This window comes from Acinetobacter sp. B-6 (genome assembly GCF_056930735.1).
The window spans coordinates 247075-263929 of sequence record NZ_JBXPBY010000002.1; the positions used below are offsets into that span (position 1 = coordinate 247075).

Sequence of the window (16855 nt, forward strand, 5' to 3'; positions counted from 1 at the left end):
GTGTTCCTTATCGTCTTTAAATATTAAAGAAAGATCGTACTTAGAAAGTACGACCAATCTCAAATTGGATATTTTTAGTTTGATCGCCTGGTTTATCGTTCAATGGGTAGGCATAACTCAATGAAAGTGGTCCAATCATGGTGATCCATGTAAAGCCTACGCCAGCACTATAACGCATGTTACTTAAATCAAAGTCATAGTTGTCTTTACAATATTGTTTTGCAGAGATCGGATCTTTTGAGCCATTTAAATACAAGTCACCCGTTGCTGTACTACAGTTGGTATCAAATACTTGTGCACCTTCTACAAAAACCACTGGACGAATCTGGCGTGCCCAGTCTCCTTTGAATGGTACAGGTAACGCCAACTCAGTACCGAACTGCACTAAAGCATTACCACCGACTTCTTCCGGATCATAATCTTTGGTTTTTCTTTCGTTATACGTCACACCTGGGTAAGTAGGTCCCAAAGTACTGTTGTCATAACCACGTACCGAGCCAAAACCACCCGCATAGAAGTTTTTATAGAATGGTAAATCATTACCATAACCCAACTTACCATAACCACGTAAAACAAAATCTCGTCCTAATGGGAAATATGCCTGAGTATCATAAGTGATCTTTTGATACTCAACATCACTGCCAGGTAATGCTATTTCAGCATTTACACGATGTGCCATACCACTGGTTGGGAAAATCGGGCGGTTTAAGGTGTTGTATGACCAACCTAAATTTAAGTTATAAGTTAAAAACTTACCTTCAAATTCAGATTCAAAAGTTGTTAAGTCTTTTACATTATTATTCGAATCTACACATGAAAGATCATCAGGTTTTGCAGGATCCAATGCTTTCCAGTCACCATCACAATATGTACTCGTACCAATTGTTTTTCCACCATTCGCCTTTAAATAATCACGCACATAGGTCGAAACATAAGCACCAGTCGTCACCTTGGTTTGATCAATATTTAAACCCGCACTGATGTTTTGATTTTCATCAATTGGATAACCAAAGGTAAGTCCACCACCAATACTGTCAGTCACATAGTTGTTGACGTTATAATTATTATTCAACTTGGTTTTACGGTAGTACATGTTATAGCCACGGCTTACCCCATCAATGGTAAAGTATGGATCTGTAACACTTAGATTATAATAATCTTGAGTTTCTGAACGAGATAAATCAATTGCAACACGATTACCCGTACCCATAAAGTTGGTTTGGCTTAATCCTGCTTGGAATGTGATACCACCGTTTTGAGAATAACCCACAGCCAATGTACTGGTCCCTGAATGTTGCTCTTCAACATCAATATTCAAGTCCATTTGATCTGGTGTATTCGGTACACGCACAGGTTTAATATCAACTTTACTAAAGAAACCTGTACGCTCTAAACGCACCTTAGACAAGTCAATTTTTTCATTACTTGCTAAAGCACCTTCCATTTGACGCATTTCACGACGTAACACTTCATCAGCAGTTTTGGTATTCCCTGTAAAATTGATGCGTCGAACTGTGACTTGTTGACCTGGATTAATATAGTAGTTTAAATCCACCACATGGGTTTCATTATTGATTTCAGGGACAACGTTCACTTCCGCGTAGTAATAACCCGCATTACCATATTTACGAAGTAAAAGTTGTTTCACCGCATTCACTTTTTCTTGTGAATAGGTTGTGCCATCTTTATAAATTTGCAATGCTTTGAGTTCATCAGGTTTATATAACGCATCACCCAAGAATTTAGACTCACCAAATTTAAATTGCTCACCCTCATTGACCGAAACTTCAATAAAGATATGTTTTTTGTCTTCGCTCAAATTGAGGTTTGAACTGTTAATATCGAAGTTGATATAACCTCTATTCAAATACAATGCACGTAGCGACTCTAAACTCGCAGACATCTTTTCACGAGCATAGCGGTCATTACGAGAAATCACAGAAAGCCAACCACTTTCTTTTACAGCAAATGCTTGCTTGATATCATCATCACTAACGACAGTATTACCAATAATATTGATATCAAAAACTTTAGCAGCTTTTCCTTCATTAAAATTGATATTCAGTTCAACACGGTTGTTTGGACGTGCAACTTGTTCAACTTTAATGTCAGCATCATAACGACCTTGCTGAGCATATTGCTGCTCTAATTCAGTTTCCAAAGTTTGTAATGCTGATTTTTTCAACACTTCACCTTCAGCCAGCCCCATTTTCTTTAAGCCGTCTGTTAAAGCTTCTTTAGGTATGAGTTTGTTGCCTTTAAAGTTAATCTTTGAAATAACAGGACGTTCAACAACTTTGAAAACCAATACATTATCTTGATTTGAAGCTTGAATATCATCAAAAAGATTTGATGCATACAAAGCACGAATAGACTCTGCGATAACTGGATCACTAACACGGTCACCACTATTTATTGGTAAAAGTGCAAGAACATTTTGTTGCGTTAAACGAACCAATCCATCTACACGAATATCACGTGCAATGAACTCATCTGCCGCGTGTACTTGCTGTACAGCTGCCATTGCACTAACGAGTGCCAATGGCATAAATAAATGTGAGTGCTGCATGCCTATTATTTTCCAGTAAGTTAATCCAGTATCGCGTTATAAACGCATAAAATCATTAAATATTGCAAGAAGCATCATGCTACCGAGCAGTACCATACCAATTTTTAGCCCAACCAATTGTATTTGTTCAGAAACAGGCTTACCACGAATTGCTTCAATAATGTAGTAAACCAAATGTCCGCCATCCAACATTGGAATAGGTAATAAATTTAAAATCCCCAAACTTACACTCATCAAAGCCATAAAGGAAATAAAGGTTTGCCACCCCATTTCAGCACTTTGACCAGCGACTTTAGCAATGGTAATTGGACCAGATAAATTATCTAATCCAATTAAGCCACGTACCATTTTGACCATAGAATTCAAAATCATTGCTGAAAGTTGCCCTGTTTTTTCAACAGCAACAACAAATGCTTCAGCAGGATTGTATTGAATGGTTTGCTTATATTCAGCAGGAATAGACAATTTATCGGTCTGTGCTTGCACACCCAACATACCTGTCACATTCCCCATGTTGTCACGTTTACCTTGAGGCATCACTTGTAAATGTACAATTTGCCCTTGACGTAACACATCCACATTGAGTAACTTTTCAGGTGATTTTTGTACCACATCTACCACATCAAACCAATCTTTCATTTTCACCTGATTGATCGAAATGATTTGATCACCCTCTTTCATCCCTTGACGAATTGCAGCACCGTCTGCACTTAACTTATAGACAGTGGCAGGAATATGCGGTCGATAAGGAGTAAAGCCAAGCACATCAAATGGTGACTGACTTTGATCTTTTAAGAAATCTTTAATGGGTAAAGCAAAACTTTGCGCTTGCCCGTTACGCTCCACTTGTACATCAATATGACCCGTTTCGCCAACACGATCAACAATTGCGTAATTCAACTTTTCCCAGGTACTTGCTTGTGTACCATCAATCGCAACAATTTTATCACCCACTTGCATCTGAGCAGTCGCTGCAGGCGTATTCGGTAAAACAGCACCGACACGTGTATTCAGTTGTTCCTGTGCTGGTAAAAATAAAATCCAAAATAATAAAATTGCAAAAATCAGGTTAATAAATGGTCCTGCTGCAACAATGGCGATGCGCTTCCACGGAGATTGACGATTAAATGCAAAAGGCAGATCTTCTGCACTCACATTGCCCTCACGCTCATCCAGCATTTTGACATAACCACCGAGCGGCAAAGCTGACAGTTGATATTGAATACCTGATTTTTTAGAGGTCCATTTTAATAAAGTTGGACCAAATCCAATTGAATAAACAAGGACTTTTACACCAAGCTTTCGTGCTACCCAATAATGTCCAAATTCATGGATTGCAATCAATGGACCCAATAGCAATATCGCAGCGACAATGATAAATAGTACACTCATGATCAGCGTCCCAATTGTATAATGCGTTGTGAAGCAACTTGGCGGGCAAGTTGATCTGTCTGCAAAATCGTTTCAATCGAATCTGCTGAACCATTTTGAACGTGATTTAAAGTATGTTCAACCACTTGTGAAATTTCCAAGAAAGCAATCTTTTCCTGTAAAAAAGCTGCAACAGCGATTTCATTGGCTGCATTCAGAATTGATGGTGAGAGTCCTCCAGACTGCATGGCTTGACGAGCCAACTTAAGTGCTGGAAAACGAACAATATCTGGTGCTTGAAAATCGAGTTGCGAATGGATGAATAGATCTAAAGGTGGGACATGTGTTTCAATCCGCTCAGGCCATGCTAGTGCATGTGCAATCGGGGTACACATATCTGGATTACCCATTTGAGCCAAAGTCGAACCATCCACATACTGAACCATTGAATGAATGATACTTTGTGGATGAACAACAACTGTAACAAATTGTTCTTTAATTGAAAATAAATGACACGCTTCGATTAATTCCAAGCCTTTATTCATCAATGTTGCAGAATCAACAGAGATTTTTTGCCCCATTGACCAATTTGGGTGCTTACAAGCTTGTGCTGGTGTTACGGTTTGGAGTTGTTCAAGCGTATGATTCAAAAAAGGACCGCCTGAAGCGGTCAATAAGATTTGCTTTACCCCTAACAACGGTTCGCCTTGACGCTCAATCTGCAAATAATTTTGTGGAAGGCACTGAAAGATCGCATTATGCTCAGAATCTACAGGCAACAATAAAGCACCATGTTCTTGAGCTGCTTGCAACATCAGATCCCCCGACATCACCAAGGCCTCTTTATTTGCAAGCAATACACGCTTACCTGCTTTTACTGCAGCTAATGTTGGGAGCAATCCTGCAGCCCCAACGATTGCAGCCATCACCACATCCACATCAGGATGTTGAGAAACTTCAATCAAACCTGCTTCATCACTCAAGATTTCAATATCTGTAATCTTGTATGTATTTAAGCGTTGTTTTAATTCATCAACTTTACTGAAAGGTACAACCACATACTTCGGTCGATACTGTTTGCATATTTCACTCAGTTCTTCTATTCGACTATATCCAGTCACAGCAAAAACCGAATACTGATCTGGATGCTGTTCTAAAATTTTTAAAGTACTGCGCCCAATAGAACCTGTAACACCTAATATACAAACAGATTGTGACATCTATAAATCTACACCAATAAGTTTTAAAACATACATTCCTGCTGCAAAAATAGGAGCTGCAGCAAGCAATGAATCAATACGGTCAAGTACCCCACCATGCCCTGGAAGGATACGACCTGAATCTTTAATTCCAGCACGACGTTTAATCATAGATTCAAACAAATCGCCTAACACTGAACTAAATACCGTCACAATGGACAGAACAAGGAAAAGAATATGTTGTGAAAGCGTTAAATGTAGGTAAATCGATTGAACAATGACAATAACGATAGCAACTGTGACAATCCCGCCAATTAAACCTTCAATAGATTTATTTGGACTCACATCTGGTGCCAATTTACGTTTACCAAATTTACGTCCAACGAAATATGCACCACTGTCCGCACCCCAAACCAGTAAAAACAGGTACATCAGCCACCACGGTGAACTCTTCCACACTTCAAAAATAGCAGTAACAGCAGCACTGATCAGCACCAATCCAACGATATTTAAAGTAACATTGTACCAACCATCATATTCAGGATAATTTTTAACCCAATACAGGCTACACAACCAAGTGAGGATAGATGCACTCCAAAGGATAAGTGCCAAATCATTAAAATATAATGCTAAACCAGAAAAGATAGCGGTGAGTAAACCAAATCCAGCAGCTTTTAACTTGTTTACAGAGTCAGATTCATGTGGCATGAGTTTAAACCACTCATAACCTGCCGCCCCAGCTGCGATAATCATTAACACTAACATCGGATATTGTGATTTTGTTGCAAACATGCAACTCAGCACGACTGCAACCAATACCAATGCGGTTATAATCCGCTCTAACATTATCAGTTCTCTATATGTTCTTGTTGAATTTGTTCAGATGTTTTTCCGAAACGTCTTTCTCGCCCTGAAAAAATATTAAACGCATGATCCAACTCTTGTACCGTAAACTCAGGCCACAAAGTCTGAGTGAAATACAACTCAGCATACGCAGCTTGCCACAATAAAAAGTTAGATAAGCGGTAATCACCGCCAGTACGAATCAACAAATCTACAGGTGGCAAATCGCCCAAACTTATTTGTTGTGCAAATAATTCAGTATTGATTTGATTCACATCAATTTTTCGATCTTTGACTTGTTGCGCAAGCTTACGTGCAGTATCTGTAATATCCCACATACCACCATAACTCACAGCAATTGTTAAAGTCATGTTACTGAACTTAGCAGTCCTTTGTTCAGCATGCAACATTAATTCACGTAGCTCTGGAGAAAGCCGACTACGATCACCAATAAATCTCAACGCGATTTCGAATTTTTCCATACGGGGAATTTGCTCATGAATTGTTTCTTCCAACAATTTCATTAACAAATCAACCTCATACTGTGGTCTATTCCAATTTTCACTTGAAAACGCAAATACAGTCAGGGCTTGAACACCCACTTTACGGCAATGCTCTACAATTGGGTCAAGGACATTTTTACCTTCACGGTGCCCATCACCTTTTTGTAGTTGTTTCTTTTTAGCAAAACGATTGTTGCCATCCATAATGATGGCAACATGTTTTGGAAGATGATTGTCTTCAGATGCGGTCATTATAAATCTTAGACCTTCATCAATTCAGCTTCTTTTGCAGCAAGACGTTTATCTACTTCAGCAACAAACTTGTCTGTAATTTTTTGGATATCATCACCTGCACGGCGCTCATCATCTTCAGAAATTTCTTTATCTTTCAATAATGCCTTAATATCACCCAAAACATCACGACGAATGTTACGAATCGCAACTTTGGCATTTTCAGCTTCATTACGTGCAACTTTTTGCATGTCTTTACGTGTTTCTTCAGTCAATGCAGCCATCGGTACACGAATTGCATCAGCAGTTACTGGGTTTAAACCCAAGTCTGATTCACGAATCGCTTTATCAATTGCAGATACCATTGAACGCTCAAATGGCTGTACCAATAAAGTACGTGAATCTTCAACACCAACGTTTGCAACTTGGTTTAATGGCACATCAGAACCATAGTAAGGAACCATAACACCATTGAGGATTGATGGATGCGCACGACCTGTACGAACCTTTGCAAAACCATGTTCCAAAGACTCCAATGATTTATTCATACGGTCTTCAGCGTCTTTTTTAAGATCGTTAATCATATGATCTTCCTTACTTATAAATGTGTATAACGTAAAATTGCAGTAGTATAAAGAGCTTTATCCCACACGTACATTAGTTTGTAACGTGTGTCCCTTCTTTTTCACCCATTACTACAGAAAGTAATGCACCTGATTTGTTCATATCAAACACTTGAAGTGGTACATTATGGTCACGACACAAACAAATTGCCGTTAAATCCATCACACCAAGTTTCTCATCCAATACTTGGTCAAAGCTTAAATGATCATATTTAATTGCATCGTCATATTTACTTGGGTCTTTGTTATAGACACCATCTACTTTTGTTGCTTTTAAAATAAGATCAGCTTCAATCTCAATACCACGTAAGCACGCTGCTGTATCAGTAGTAAAGAATGGGTTACCCGTACCTGCAACAAATACACAAACTTCACCTTGAGTAAGATGACGAATTGCATCACGGCTTGAATAAGACTCTACTACTGCACCAATTGGAAGCGCAGACATTAAACGTGTTTTAATGTTACGGCGTACCAAAGCATCACGTAATGCCAGACCATTCATGACAGTCGCAAGCATACCCATTTGATCGCCTGTTACTCGACCAACAAGCCCATCTTTTTGCAGTTGACTGCCACGATATAAATTACCACCACCAACAACAATACCGACTTGCACACCTAAACCGACCAAGTGTGCAATAGATAAAGACATTTGATCCAACACAGGGGCATCAATCCCCATGTCTTTATTACCTGCAAGCGCCTCACCCGAAAGTTTGAGCAAAATTCGCTCATAGCGCGGCTTTTTAGAATCTAACATCACAAAACTCCAATACTTATATCTACAATTTTATTCGTATTCAATCAATTTGAAATCAATTACTTTTATGCCGATTTAATTTTAATCAACTTTGCAAATAAATCGTATTCATCTGCATCTGTGATTTCGACTTCAAGTAAGTCACCTGCTTTAATCAATGATTTATCAATATCTTCAACAAATACGTTACCATCAATTTCAGGTGCATCCGCATAAGAACGTGCAACAGCCACAGGGAATTCTTCTTCAAGATCATCCACTAAAACTGTCATGGTTTGACCAATACGTTTTTGTAATTTGGCAGCAGAAATCGCTTGCTGAACTTCCATAAAGCGTTCATAGCGCTCTTGCTTAATTTCTTCTGGAACGTGATCTGGCAAATCATTGGCAGTCGCACCCTCTACAGGCGAGTAAGTAAAGCAACCGACACGATCAAGCTGAGCTTCTTGCAACCAATCCAGTAAAATTTGGAAATCTTCTTCAGTTTCACCTGGGAAACCAACTACAAATGTAGAGCGAATCACCAGTTCAGGACATTTTTCACGCCATAATTTTAGACGCTCTAATGTATTTTCACTATGGGCTGGTCGCTTCATCAATTTTAAGATGCGCGGACTGGCATGTTGAAAAGGAATATCTAGATATGGCAGGATTTTGCCTTGCGCCATCAAGTCAATCACCGCATCAACATGCGGATATGGATAGACATAATGTAAACGCACCCAAATTCCTAACTGACCTAATGCTTCGCACATGTCATAGAACTTGGTTTTAACAGGCTGACCATTCCAAAAATCAAGCTTATATTTAGTATCAACACCATAAGCAGAAGTATCCTGTGAAATCACCAAGACTTCTTTTACCCCTGCTTTTTTCAATGCTTGTGCTTCACTCAACACTGAGCCCACAGGACGTGATACAAGGTCACCACGCATACTTGGAATAATACAGAACGTGCAACGATGGTTACATCCTTCTGATATTTTTAAGTAGGCATAATGTTTTGGGGTCAAACGAATTCCTTGCTCTGGGACAAGGTCAATAAAAGGATTGTGCTTAGGTGGCTCTGGAACATACTGATGTACAGCTTCCATCACTTCCTGATATGCAGCAGCACCTGTAACTTTGAGTACATTAGGGTGCATTTGGCGAATCTTGTCTTCGTCTTTACCTAAACAGCCAGTAACAATTACACGACCATTTGCGCTCATGGCTTCGCCAATAGCGTCTAAAGACTCTTGTACTGCAGATTCAATAAAACCACAGGTATTCACAACAACTAAATCAGCACCATCATAATCTGATGCAACATCATAACCTTCAGTTTTCAACTGAGTTAAAATTCGTTCAGAATCTACCAATGCCTTAGGACAACCTAAAGATACAAAACCGACTTTGGGGGACTTCATGAATCTGCGCTCCACTATAATCCGCGTATTGTATGACTTTTCCAGAGATAAAAACAGGTGGAAACACGACTCTTTGTATAATGCACCAAAATACATCCAATCAAATAATAAAATTCCAACATTGCACCATTTTGGAACACCATCATGATAGCTTAATATCATGATGGCTGATGTACAGGGAATAAAGGTCGTTAAATGCGCAATTTTTATTATTCATGTAAGAAAACTGCGCAATAAATAAAAGTTGGCGCGCATCTTGCTTTATATGAGCACGATTTATATCAATTCAATACCCTTGATTGGGATAAATAGAATAGAGGTGCAGATGCCATTGCGCTATTTTAAGACAGGAAAGCTCTGCTAATGGATCAATACCCAACCATTGACTATCGACTGCTTGTGGATAATTTAACCACAGCAATCCTTTTGGTCGATTGTAATCTAAATATTTTTTATCTCAATTCATCTTGCGAAGCCCTGTTTGATATTAGTTTGTTTCGCGCTGCTGGTCAGCCTGTAATCAATATCTTGCATGCACCAAACGATAGCTTTAATACTTTGGATGCACTCAACAACACCATTAAAACAGGTCAAGCCTATACACGCCGTGAAGCGATTATCAATGTCAATTTTAAAGACATGCATGTTGATTACTCGGTATCTCAACTAAATACTGGCAAACCCTATCACCCATTATTGTTAATAGAATTGAATCCAATTGATCGGATGTTGAAAATTTCAAAAGAAGAGAATCTTATTCAACAACATCAAGTCGCACGACAACTCATACGTGGCGTTGCACATGAGATTAAAAATCCATTGGGCGGTATTCGGGGTGCAACTCAGCTTTTAGCACGAAGTTTAAACGATCCTCAATATGCAGAATTCACAGATATTATTATCAGTGAAGTTGACCGCTTAAGAAACTTAGCAGACACCATGCTCGGCTCACGCCAACTTCCAAGTTATGAAGCGGTCAATGTTCACGAACCATTGGAACGCGTTCGTTCACTGATCGTGAATCAAACCAAGAAAAAAATTAAAATTACGCGTGACTACGATCTTTCTTTACCTGATGTAAAAGCAGATCGAGATCAATTGATTCAAGTCATGTTGAATATTAGTGTCAATGCAGTTCAAGCGATGACAGAAAATCGAGAATTCTTCATTGATCATCAACCCGAATTAATATTGCGTACACGCATCCAACGCCTTGTCACCATTAATGGCGTATTAAATAAATCAGCTATTCGTATTGATATCGAAGATAACGGTCCTGGTGTACCTGAGGAAATTTTAGAATCCGTCTTTTATCCACTTGTGACCGGTCGAGCCAAAGGGACTGGACTCGGTTTAAGCATTGCACAAAACATCATGCATCAACATAACGGAATGATTGAATGCCAATCTGTTCCGGGAAAAACAGTATTTAGCCTATATTTACCTTGGGAGTCTAACCATGTCGCATAATAAAATTTGGGTGATCGATGACGACCGAGCTATGCGTTGGGTCTTGGAAAAAACATTCAAAGAAGAAGGTTTTGATGTGACCAGTTTTGAAGAAGCACAATCTGCTTTAGATCAACTGCCAACCGATGCGCCAGATGTCATTCTGACAGATATTCGAATGCCAGGTATTGATGGTCTCACCTTCTTAGGCAAAGTCAAAGGAAGTTATCCAGATCTTCCTGTGATTATCATGACAGCCCACTCAGACTTAGAATCTGCAGTATCGAGCTATCAAACAGGTGCTTTTGAGTATTTACCAAAACCTTTTGATATTGATGAAGCGCTTGCACTGGTCAATCGTGCCATTCTACATATCAATAAATTACAACAACAAGAATCAGCAAAAGCAACCCCGATTCAGTCTACTGAAATCATTGGTGAGTCTCCTGCCATGCAAGAGGTTTTCCGTGCAATTGGACGACTCTCTCAATCTCATATCACCGTATTAATCAATGGTGAGTCTGGAACAGGGAAAGAATTAGTTGCTCATGCTTTACATCGCCATTCACCAAGAAGCAGCAAACCTTTTATTGCTTTAAACATGGCTGCCATTCCAAAAGATTTGATTGAAACTGAATTATTTGGACATGAGAAAGGTGCATTTACAGGTGCCAACACACAGCGTCAAGGACGCTTCGAGCAAGCCAATGGCGGTACGCTCTTTTTAGATGAAATTGGCGATATGCCTTTTGAAACACAAACCCGTTTGCTACGTGTTTTAGCTGATGGTGAATTCTATCGTGTTGGAGGACATATTCCTGTACGTGTAGATGTACGTATTGTTGCTGCCACACACCAAGACTTAGAAAAACTTGTACACGATGGTCGTTTCCGCGAAGACTTATACCATCGTTTAAATGTGATTCGCATTCATATTCCTAAACTGGCACATCGTTCTGAAGATATTCCAATGTTGGCACAACACTTCTTGGCACGTGCTGGTAAAGAACTTGGCGTAAGTCCTAAAATTTTACGCCCAGAAACACAAGAATACATCCAGAAACTTCCTTGGCCAGGTAACGTGCGCCAATTGGAAAACACCTGCCGATGGTTAACTGTAATGATCACGGGTCGTGAAGTTTACCCAGAAGATTTACCTTCTGAGCTAAAACAGATTCCGATCAGCAAAACCGACGATCAAGGACAAATTCAAGCAGGCGTTGATCGTATTGCACTACACCATTGGGATGAACTTTTAGGTCAATGGGCGATTCAAAAACTCAAAAATGGCGAGATGAAAATCTTAGACATTGCCACGCCAATGTTCGAACGGACCTTGATTAATGCAGCACTACAACAAACACGTGGACGCAAACGCCATGCTGCTGAGTTATTGGGTTGGGGACGTAATACTTTAACCCGCAAACTCAAAGAATTAGGCATGGACTCCACTGAAGATGATGAAGAGGAAGATAAAACTGTATTAGCTGAATAATAAACCACTCATAAATATAAAGTTTACTCCAACCATATTTGCTAAGAATATGGTTGTTTTTTATGTGCCTATCGTTAAGAATAGCCACGTGAAATTAAACTTTATCGCTAGGATAAAAATGAACAAAACTGTTATTGTTATCGGCTTACTTTCAATCTTGACTGTTGCGTGCTCTAAAAACAAACCGCATGATAATGTAGAGCATCAGGCAGAAAAAGTAGCAGAAGAAAAACCGCTGAAAGCTGCCAATTCAGATGATTGTTTTAAGCTAGAAGCCAATAAACAGTTCACTTTAAACAACAGTGATGAAACTGAGATTCAAATTATTCCAACAATGTTTAACGATCAGAATGCAATTGCAATTGTGAGACAAGGTGCTGGTGTTCGTACAGATTATATCTACGATCTCACGGGTCGTACCATGTTGGCGAATTTAGATTATGGTATTGCCGCACTGGGTTCAAATCCCAATGACGTATTGGTCAAAACCACCTATCAACCTCCTCTTCCAACCTTTCCATCTAACCTTAAGCCTCATCAAAAATTTCAGATGACTTATAATGCTGTTATTGAATCTCAACTAGACAATACAGACAAGTCTGAAAATAATAAAACTGTTGATATTGAATTTGTTGGTTTTGAAAATCTCAGCTTAATTGACAATAACAACAATACTTTAAAATTCAACAATGCATGTCATTTTGTCTCGCAAATTGGCGATAGCACGCTAGATGAATGGTATGCTGAAGGTTATGGGCAAATTAAATATATTAAAAGAAAAGCCAATGGTGAAGTGAAAAGCAGTGAAGCTATTGGTGACGATCCAGAACCTGAATCCAAATAAACAAAAAGCCAGTTAAAAATGCTTTAACTGGCTTTTTTTGGTAAAAATACAGCTTATTTGATAAAACCTGAGACTAGGTTCAATACATTCTGAATATCGCCATTGGCTTCATTATGATCCGTAGCATCACCTTGTGGTGTAAGTGAATCAATGATTTGCGGTAGCACTGTTGAAATTGCACCATACACTTCATTGGTCGGAACATTAGCCTGTTGAGCAACTTGTTCAACTTGTTGACCACCAAACAAACTTTGAATTTGATCTACATTTATTCCACTATTGCCTTGTGATGGATCAACCCAACTTTGAACTTGTCCGCCCAAACCTGCACCTTGCAGTTTAGCCAAAGCCCCTTGCAACCCACCATTTTGCTGAATCCACCCTAAAATTAGCGGAACCACTGCAATCAATAAAGAAGAAGCATTAAAACCACTTGCCTGAGGTGCTTGTTGTTGACCACCTGTTAAGCCTCCGAGGACTGAACCCAATACCCCACCCAGTCCACTGCCTTGTGATTGTTGTTGACCACCTAAACCACCAAGCACTGAACCCAATACACCGCCTAATCCGCCACCAAGCCCGCCTTGTGATTGTTGTTGTCCGCCAAGTGCTTGTTTTGCTAAAATTTCAACAATATTTGTTAAATCTGTCATGAAGTTTTCCTTTTTTAAGTTTTATGACACGACTACAGCATACTTGGCTTTAATATATTCACCAAAATTGGAATTGTTAATTTTTGCAATGTCTTAATGTAATTTTTACCCCACACACACAGACATTACCAACGAAACTTATTCCAGTTTTCAGGGTTTGCCCAAAACTTAGAATTAAACCAGTCTGGTACATGTTTGTAGGTTAAAATATTAAATTGCCATAGTGCAAAATCATTTTCATGTGAGGTCTTGTCAATCAATTGAGTAAAGCCCAGTGATCTAAGCAAATGCTCATCATTGAGCCTGCAAGCCACCACGATTCGTCTTGCCAAAAGATCACGCAACTTCACCAACAGTTGCGATTTATGCAAATCTGAAACACCTAGCATATCTTCTGTATCTAAAACAACAAATCCTAAATCATATCGCTGGGTAAAAGGCAGATTTAAAAACTCAGATACGTTAAAATAGGACCACTGAATTGAATAATTTGTAGAGTATTGCGCCAAATTTTGCCCAATACACAATGCAGTTTGAATTGGCTGTTCTTGCGATAAATCGTCTAGCATTGAAGTGATGACATTTTGCTCAGCCATAACTGCACCTTTTTTGAAGCGAGTAATTAAACATGGAACTACAAGGCATTTGTCATAAAATGCATGCAGGTCTTAAAGACCTTAGTTTAACTGATCAGCAAACACATAAGGCAAATGTTGAATATAAATTTATATTAGATCGCTCAGAAATCGAGCTTCCATTTAGTTTGGGACAAGAAATTGAGATTGAAGCAACTGGAAATATATACTGTGTTTCTTGTGGTGCGAAAACGCCTAAGTCTTATTCACAAGGTCACTGCTTTAAATGTATGAAAACCAAAGCATCTTGCGATATGTGCATTATGAAGCCTGAAACTTGCCACTATCATTTAGGCACCTGTCGAGAAGATGATTTTGCGCATGAAGTGTGCTTCCAACCGCATATTGTATATCTAGCGAATTCAAGTGCATTAAAAGTAGGAATTACCCGCTTAGGTCAAATGCCTACACGTTGGTTAGATCAAGGCGCAACTCAAGCTTTACCAATTATGAAAGTGGGTTCACGCCGTTTATCTGGACAACTTGAAGTGATGTTTGGTTCACAGGTTGCTGATAAAACAGATTGGCGCAAGTTGTTAAAAGGCGAAGCTGAACCGATTAATCTGATTGAAATACGTAATGAGTTGGTACAAGAATTTGCACCTAAAATTCAAACCATTCGAGATGAATTTGCACAACACCTTGAGTTTAACGAGACAGTTGAATTGCTTGAAGAAGAATTACCGCGTGAATTTGTCTACCCTGTTGATATTTATCCTGAAAAGATTAAATCTCACAATCTAGATAAAACACCAATTATTCGTGGCAAATTACAAGGGATTAAAGGTCAATATTTAATTATGGATACGGGTGTGATTAATATCCGTAAATATACAGGTTATGAACTTAAAGTTCGGGCAGAGTAATCATCCGTTTTGCGTCGAATTTAATATTTATAAAACTCCTCTCTGATTTAAATCTAGGAGGAGTTTTTTATTAAATTTCTTGCCAAACCAGTAGGCTTCCTGAAAACTTGCAAACAACCAATATAAAAAGTCTACGACTCAATATTACTAGAATTAAATAAATTAATTCAATCATTTAATCAAACGATTAACTTTGTAGTCATGATTTTAACAGTGCTAAAATTGCTTGTACTGGATCTTCACTATTTCCTGCCAAAAGCTGCTTATGCATTGTAATCAACTGCATCACCTGAATTTGAGCAGTTTCAATATCCATCAACTTTTCTATCTCATGTGCTAATTTTTCAGGCGTAGCATCTTTTTGAATCAACTCTTGAATTGCTTTCTTTCCTGCAATGATATTCGGTAAAGAATAATAAGGAATTTTGACCAGTAACTTGGCAATCACATAAGTCAGCCAATTGAGTTTATAAAAAGTGACCATTGGTCGATGCAACAATAAAGCTTCCAAAGTTGCTGTACCTGAAGCCAAGGCGACAATATTTGCAGCATTCATAACCTGACGACCAATTTTTGACTCTTTATCGGTATTTTCCAACAAGTGAATTTTTGCGATCAAATCACTTGGATAATGCTTTAATAATGCTTCAATTTGTTGTTTGCGCTGATCATTAATTGCAGGGATAACAAACTGATACTCAGGATATTTATGATGAATAATATTTGCAACATCTAAAACCAAAGGTCCAAGTCGTTCAATTTCACCACGGCGACTTCCAGGCAATAACGCAATGTGCTTTTGACTGAGATCTAAACCCAGCTCTTGTTTGGCATCCAAGATTGGATTTTGTAAAGGCAGCTGACTGGCAAGCGGATGTCCCACAAATGCTGCAGGTACAGCATAGCGTTGATAAAAGCTTTTTTCAAAAGGAAATAAACAAAGCACGAGATCGATGCAGGCTTTAATCCCATGCACACGCCCTTGTCGCCACGCCCAAACGGATGGGCTGACATATTGAACCGTTTTAATTGGCAGATTTTTTTGTTTTAAACTCTTCGACAAACGTAGATTAAAATCTGGAGCATCAATACCAATAAAAATATCGACTGGATTGACAGACCATTTTTCAACCAAACCATCACGTACCGCAAACAGCTTTTTTAAATCTTTAAGGACTTCCACAATCCCCATTACAGATAAAATATCCATTGGATAAAAACTGTTGAATCCTTCCGCGATCATTTGAGGTCCACCAATCCCCTCAAACTCAGCATCTATACCCTGTTCACGAAAACTACGAATAAGTTTAGCCCCTAAAGTATCTCCTGACACTTCACCGACAACAATTCCAATTTTAAGCTTCCGATTTTGCAAGATATTCTTCCCATTTTGCAGTATACA

15 protein-coding genes are annotated in these 16855 nt (G+C 38.8%); 4 read left to right on the forward strand and 11 right to left on the reverse strand.

The window, feature by feature from the left end:
* Nucleotides 1-40: 40 nt before the first annotated feature.
* From bamA to rimO, 8 genes are all read right to left on the reverse strand, one after another.
* Entirely contained in the window at nt 41-2569 is a 2529-nt protein-coding gene (gene bamA / locus AC1Z3T_RS03870; RefSeq protein WP_483396467.1) for an outer membrane protein assembly factor BamA, read from the reverse strand.
* Between the two features lie 36 nt (nt 2570-2605).
* On the reverse strand, nt 2606-3961 hold the full coding sequence (gene rseP, locus AC1Z3T_RS03875; protein ID WP_262539985.1) for an RIP metalloprotease RseP: 1356 nt from the start codon (nt 3959-3961) through the stop codon (nt 2606-2608).
* A gap of 2 nt (nt 3962-3963) precedes the next feature.
* Nucleotides 3964-5160, reverse strand: coding sequence for a 1-deoxy-D-xylulose-5-phosphate reductoisomerase (gene ispC, locus AC1Z3T_RS03880; RefSeq protein WP_009586993.1), 1197 nt, complete (start codon nt 5158-5160; stop codon nt 3964-3966).
* Nucleotides 5161-5985 carry a phosphatidate cytidylyltransferase gene (locus tag AC1Z3T_RS03885; protein ID WP_042085510.1) on the reverse strand — a complete coding sequence of 275 codons (825 nt, stop codon included), beginning with the start codon at nt 5983-5985 and terminating at the stop codon, nt 5161-5163.
* A 2-nt stretch (nt 5986-5987) separates the two neighbouring features.
* A complete protein-coding gene (uppS, locus tag AC1Z3T_RS03890; protein WP_004830470.1) occupies nt 5988-6737 on the reverse strand; it encodes a polyprenyl diphosphate synthase in 750 nt (249 codons plus the stop codon).
* An 8-nt stretch (nt 6738-6745) separates the two neighbouring features.
* Complete coding sequence (gene frr, locus AC1Z3T_RS03895) at nt 6746-7300, reverse strand: ribosome recycling factor (protein ID WP_004830469.1); 555 nt, start codon at nt 7298-7300, stop codon at nt 6746-6748.
* 73 nt (nt 7301-7373) lie between these two features.
* On the reverse strand, nt 7374-8102 hold the full coding sequence (gene pyrH / locus AC1Z3T_RS03900) for a UMP kinase (RefSeq protein WP_004830468.1): 729 nt from the start codon (nt 8100-8102) through the stop codon (nt 7374-7376).
* Nucleotides 8103-8167: 65 nt separating this feature from the next.
* Entirely contained in the window at nt 8168-9511 is a 1344-nt protein-coding gene (gene rimO, locus AC1Z3T_RS03905) for a 30S ribosomal protein S12 methylthiotransferase RimO (RefSeq protein WP_005031951.1), read from the reverse strand.
* A 363-nt stretch (nt 9512-9874) separates the two neighbouring features.
* Here rimO and glnL point away from each other — a divergent pair, with 363 nt between their 5' ends.
* From glnL to AC1Z3T_RS03920, 3 genes are all read left to right on the forward strand, one after another.
* The gene (gene glnL / locus AC1Z3T_RS03910) at nt 9875-10981 is read left to right on the forward strand and encodes a nitrogen regulation protein NR(II) (protein WP_004830465.1); all 1107 of its coding nucleotides are present in this window, start codon (nt 9875-9877) and stop codon (nt 10979-10981) included.
* On the forward strand, nt 10971-12455 hold the full coding sequence (gene glnG / locus AC1Z3T_RS03915) for a nitrogen regulation protein NR(I) (protein ID WP_004830464.1): 1485 nt from the start codon (nt 10971-10973) through the stop codon (nt 12453-12455). The genes glnL and glnG overlap by 11 nt, the downstream gene beginning before the upstream one ends.
* Before the next feature lie 118 nt (nt 12456-12573).
* The gene (locus tag AC1Z3T_RS03920; RefSeq protein WP_151781475.1) at nt 12574-13299 is read left to right on the forward strand and encodes a hypothetical protein; all 726 of its coding nucleotides are present in this window, start codon (nt 12574-12576) and stop codon (nt 13297-13299) included.
* A 53-nt stretch (nt 13300-13352) separates the two neighbouring features.
* Here AC1Z3T_RS03920 and AC1Z3T_RS03925 read toward each other — a convergent pair whose 3' ends face one another.
* Nucleotides 13353-13952, reverse strand: coding sequence for a YidB family protein (locus AC1Z3T_RS03925; RefSeq protein ID WP_199959699.1), 600 nt, complete (start codon nt 13950-13952; stop codon nt 13353-13355).
* A 125-nt stretch (nt 13953-14077) separates the two neighbouring features.
* Nucleotides 14078-14548 carry a DUF6231 family protein gene (locus AC1Z3T_RS03930; RefSeq protein ID WP_004830460.1) on the reverse strand — a complete coding sequence of 157 codons (471 nt, stop codon included), beginning with the start codon at nt 14546-14548 and terminating at the stop codon, nt 14078-14080.
* A gap of 32 nt (nt 14549-14580) precedes the next feature.
* On the opposite strand from AC1Z3T_RS03930, the gene AC1Z3T_RS03935 reads away from it, so the two are divergent.
* Nucleotides 14581-15453 carry a DUF2797 domain-containing protein gene (locus tag AC1Z3T_RS03935; protein WP_005031961.1) on the forward strand — a complete coding sequence of 291 codons (873 nt, stop codon included), beginning with the start codon at nt 14581-14583 and terminating at the stop codon, nt 15451-15453.
* Between the two features lie 199 nt (nt 15454-15652).
* Here AC1Z3T_RS03935 and lpxB read toward each other — a convergent pair whose 3' ends face one another.
* Nucleotides 15653-16828, reverse strand: a complete 1176-nt coding sequence (gene lpxB / locus AC1Z3T_RS03940; protein ID WP_100885362.1) for a lipid-A-disaccharide synthase — start codon at nt 16826-16828, stop codon at nt 15653-15655.
* Between the last annotated feature and the right edge of the window lie 27 nt (nt 16829-16855).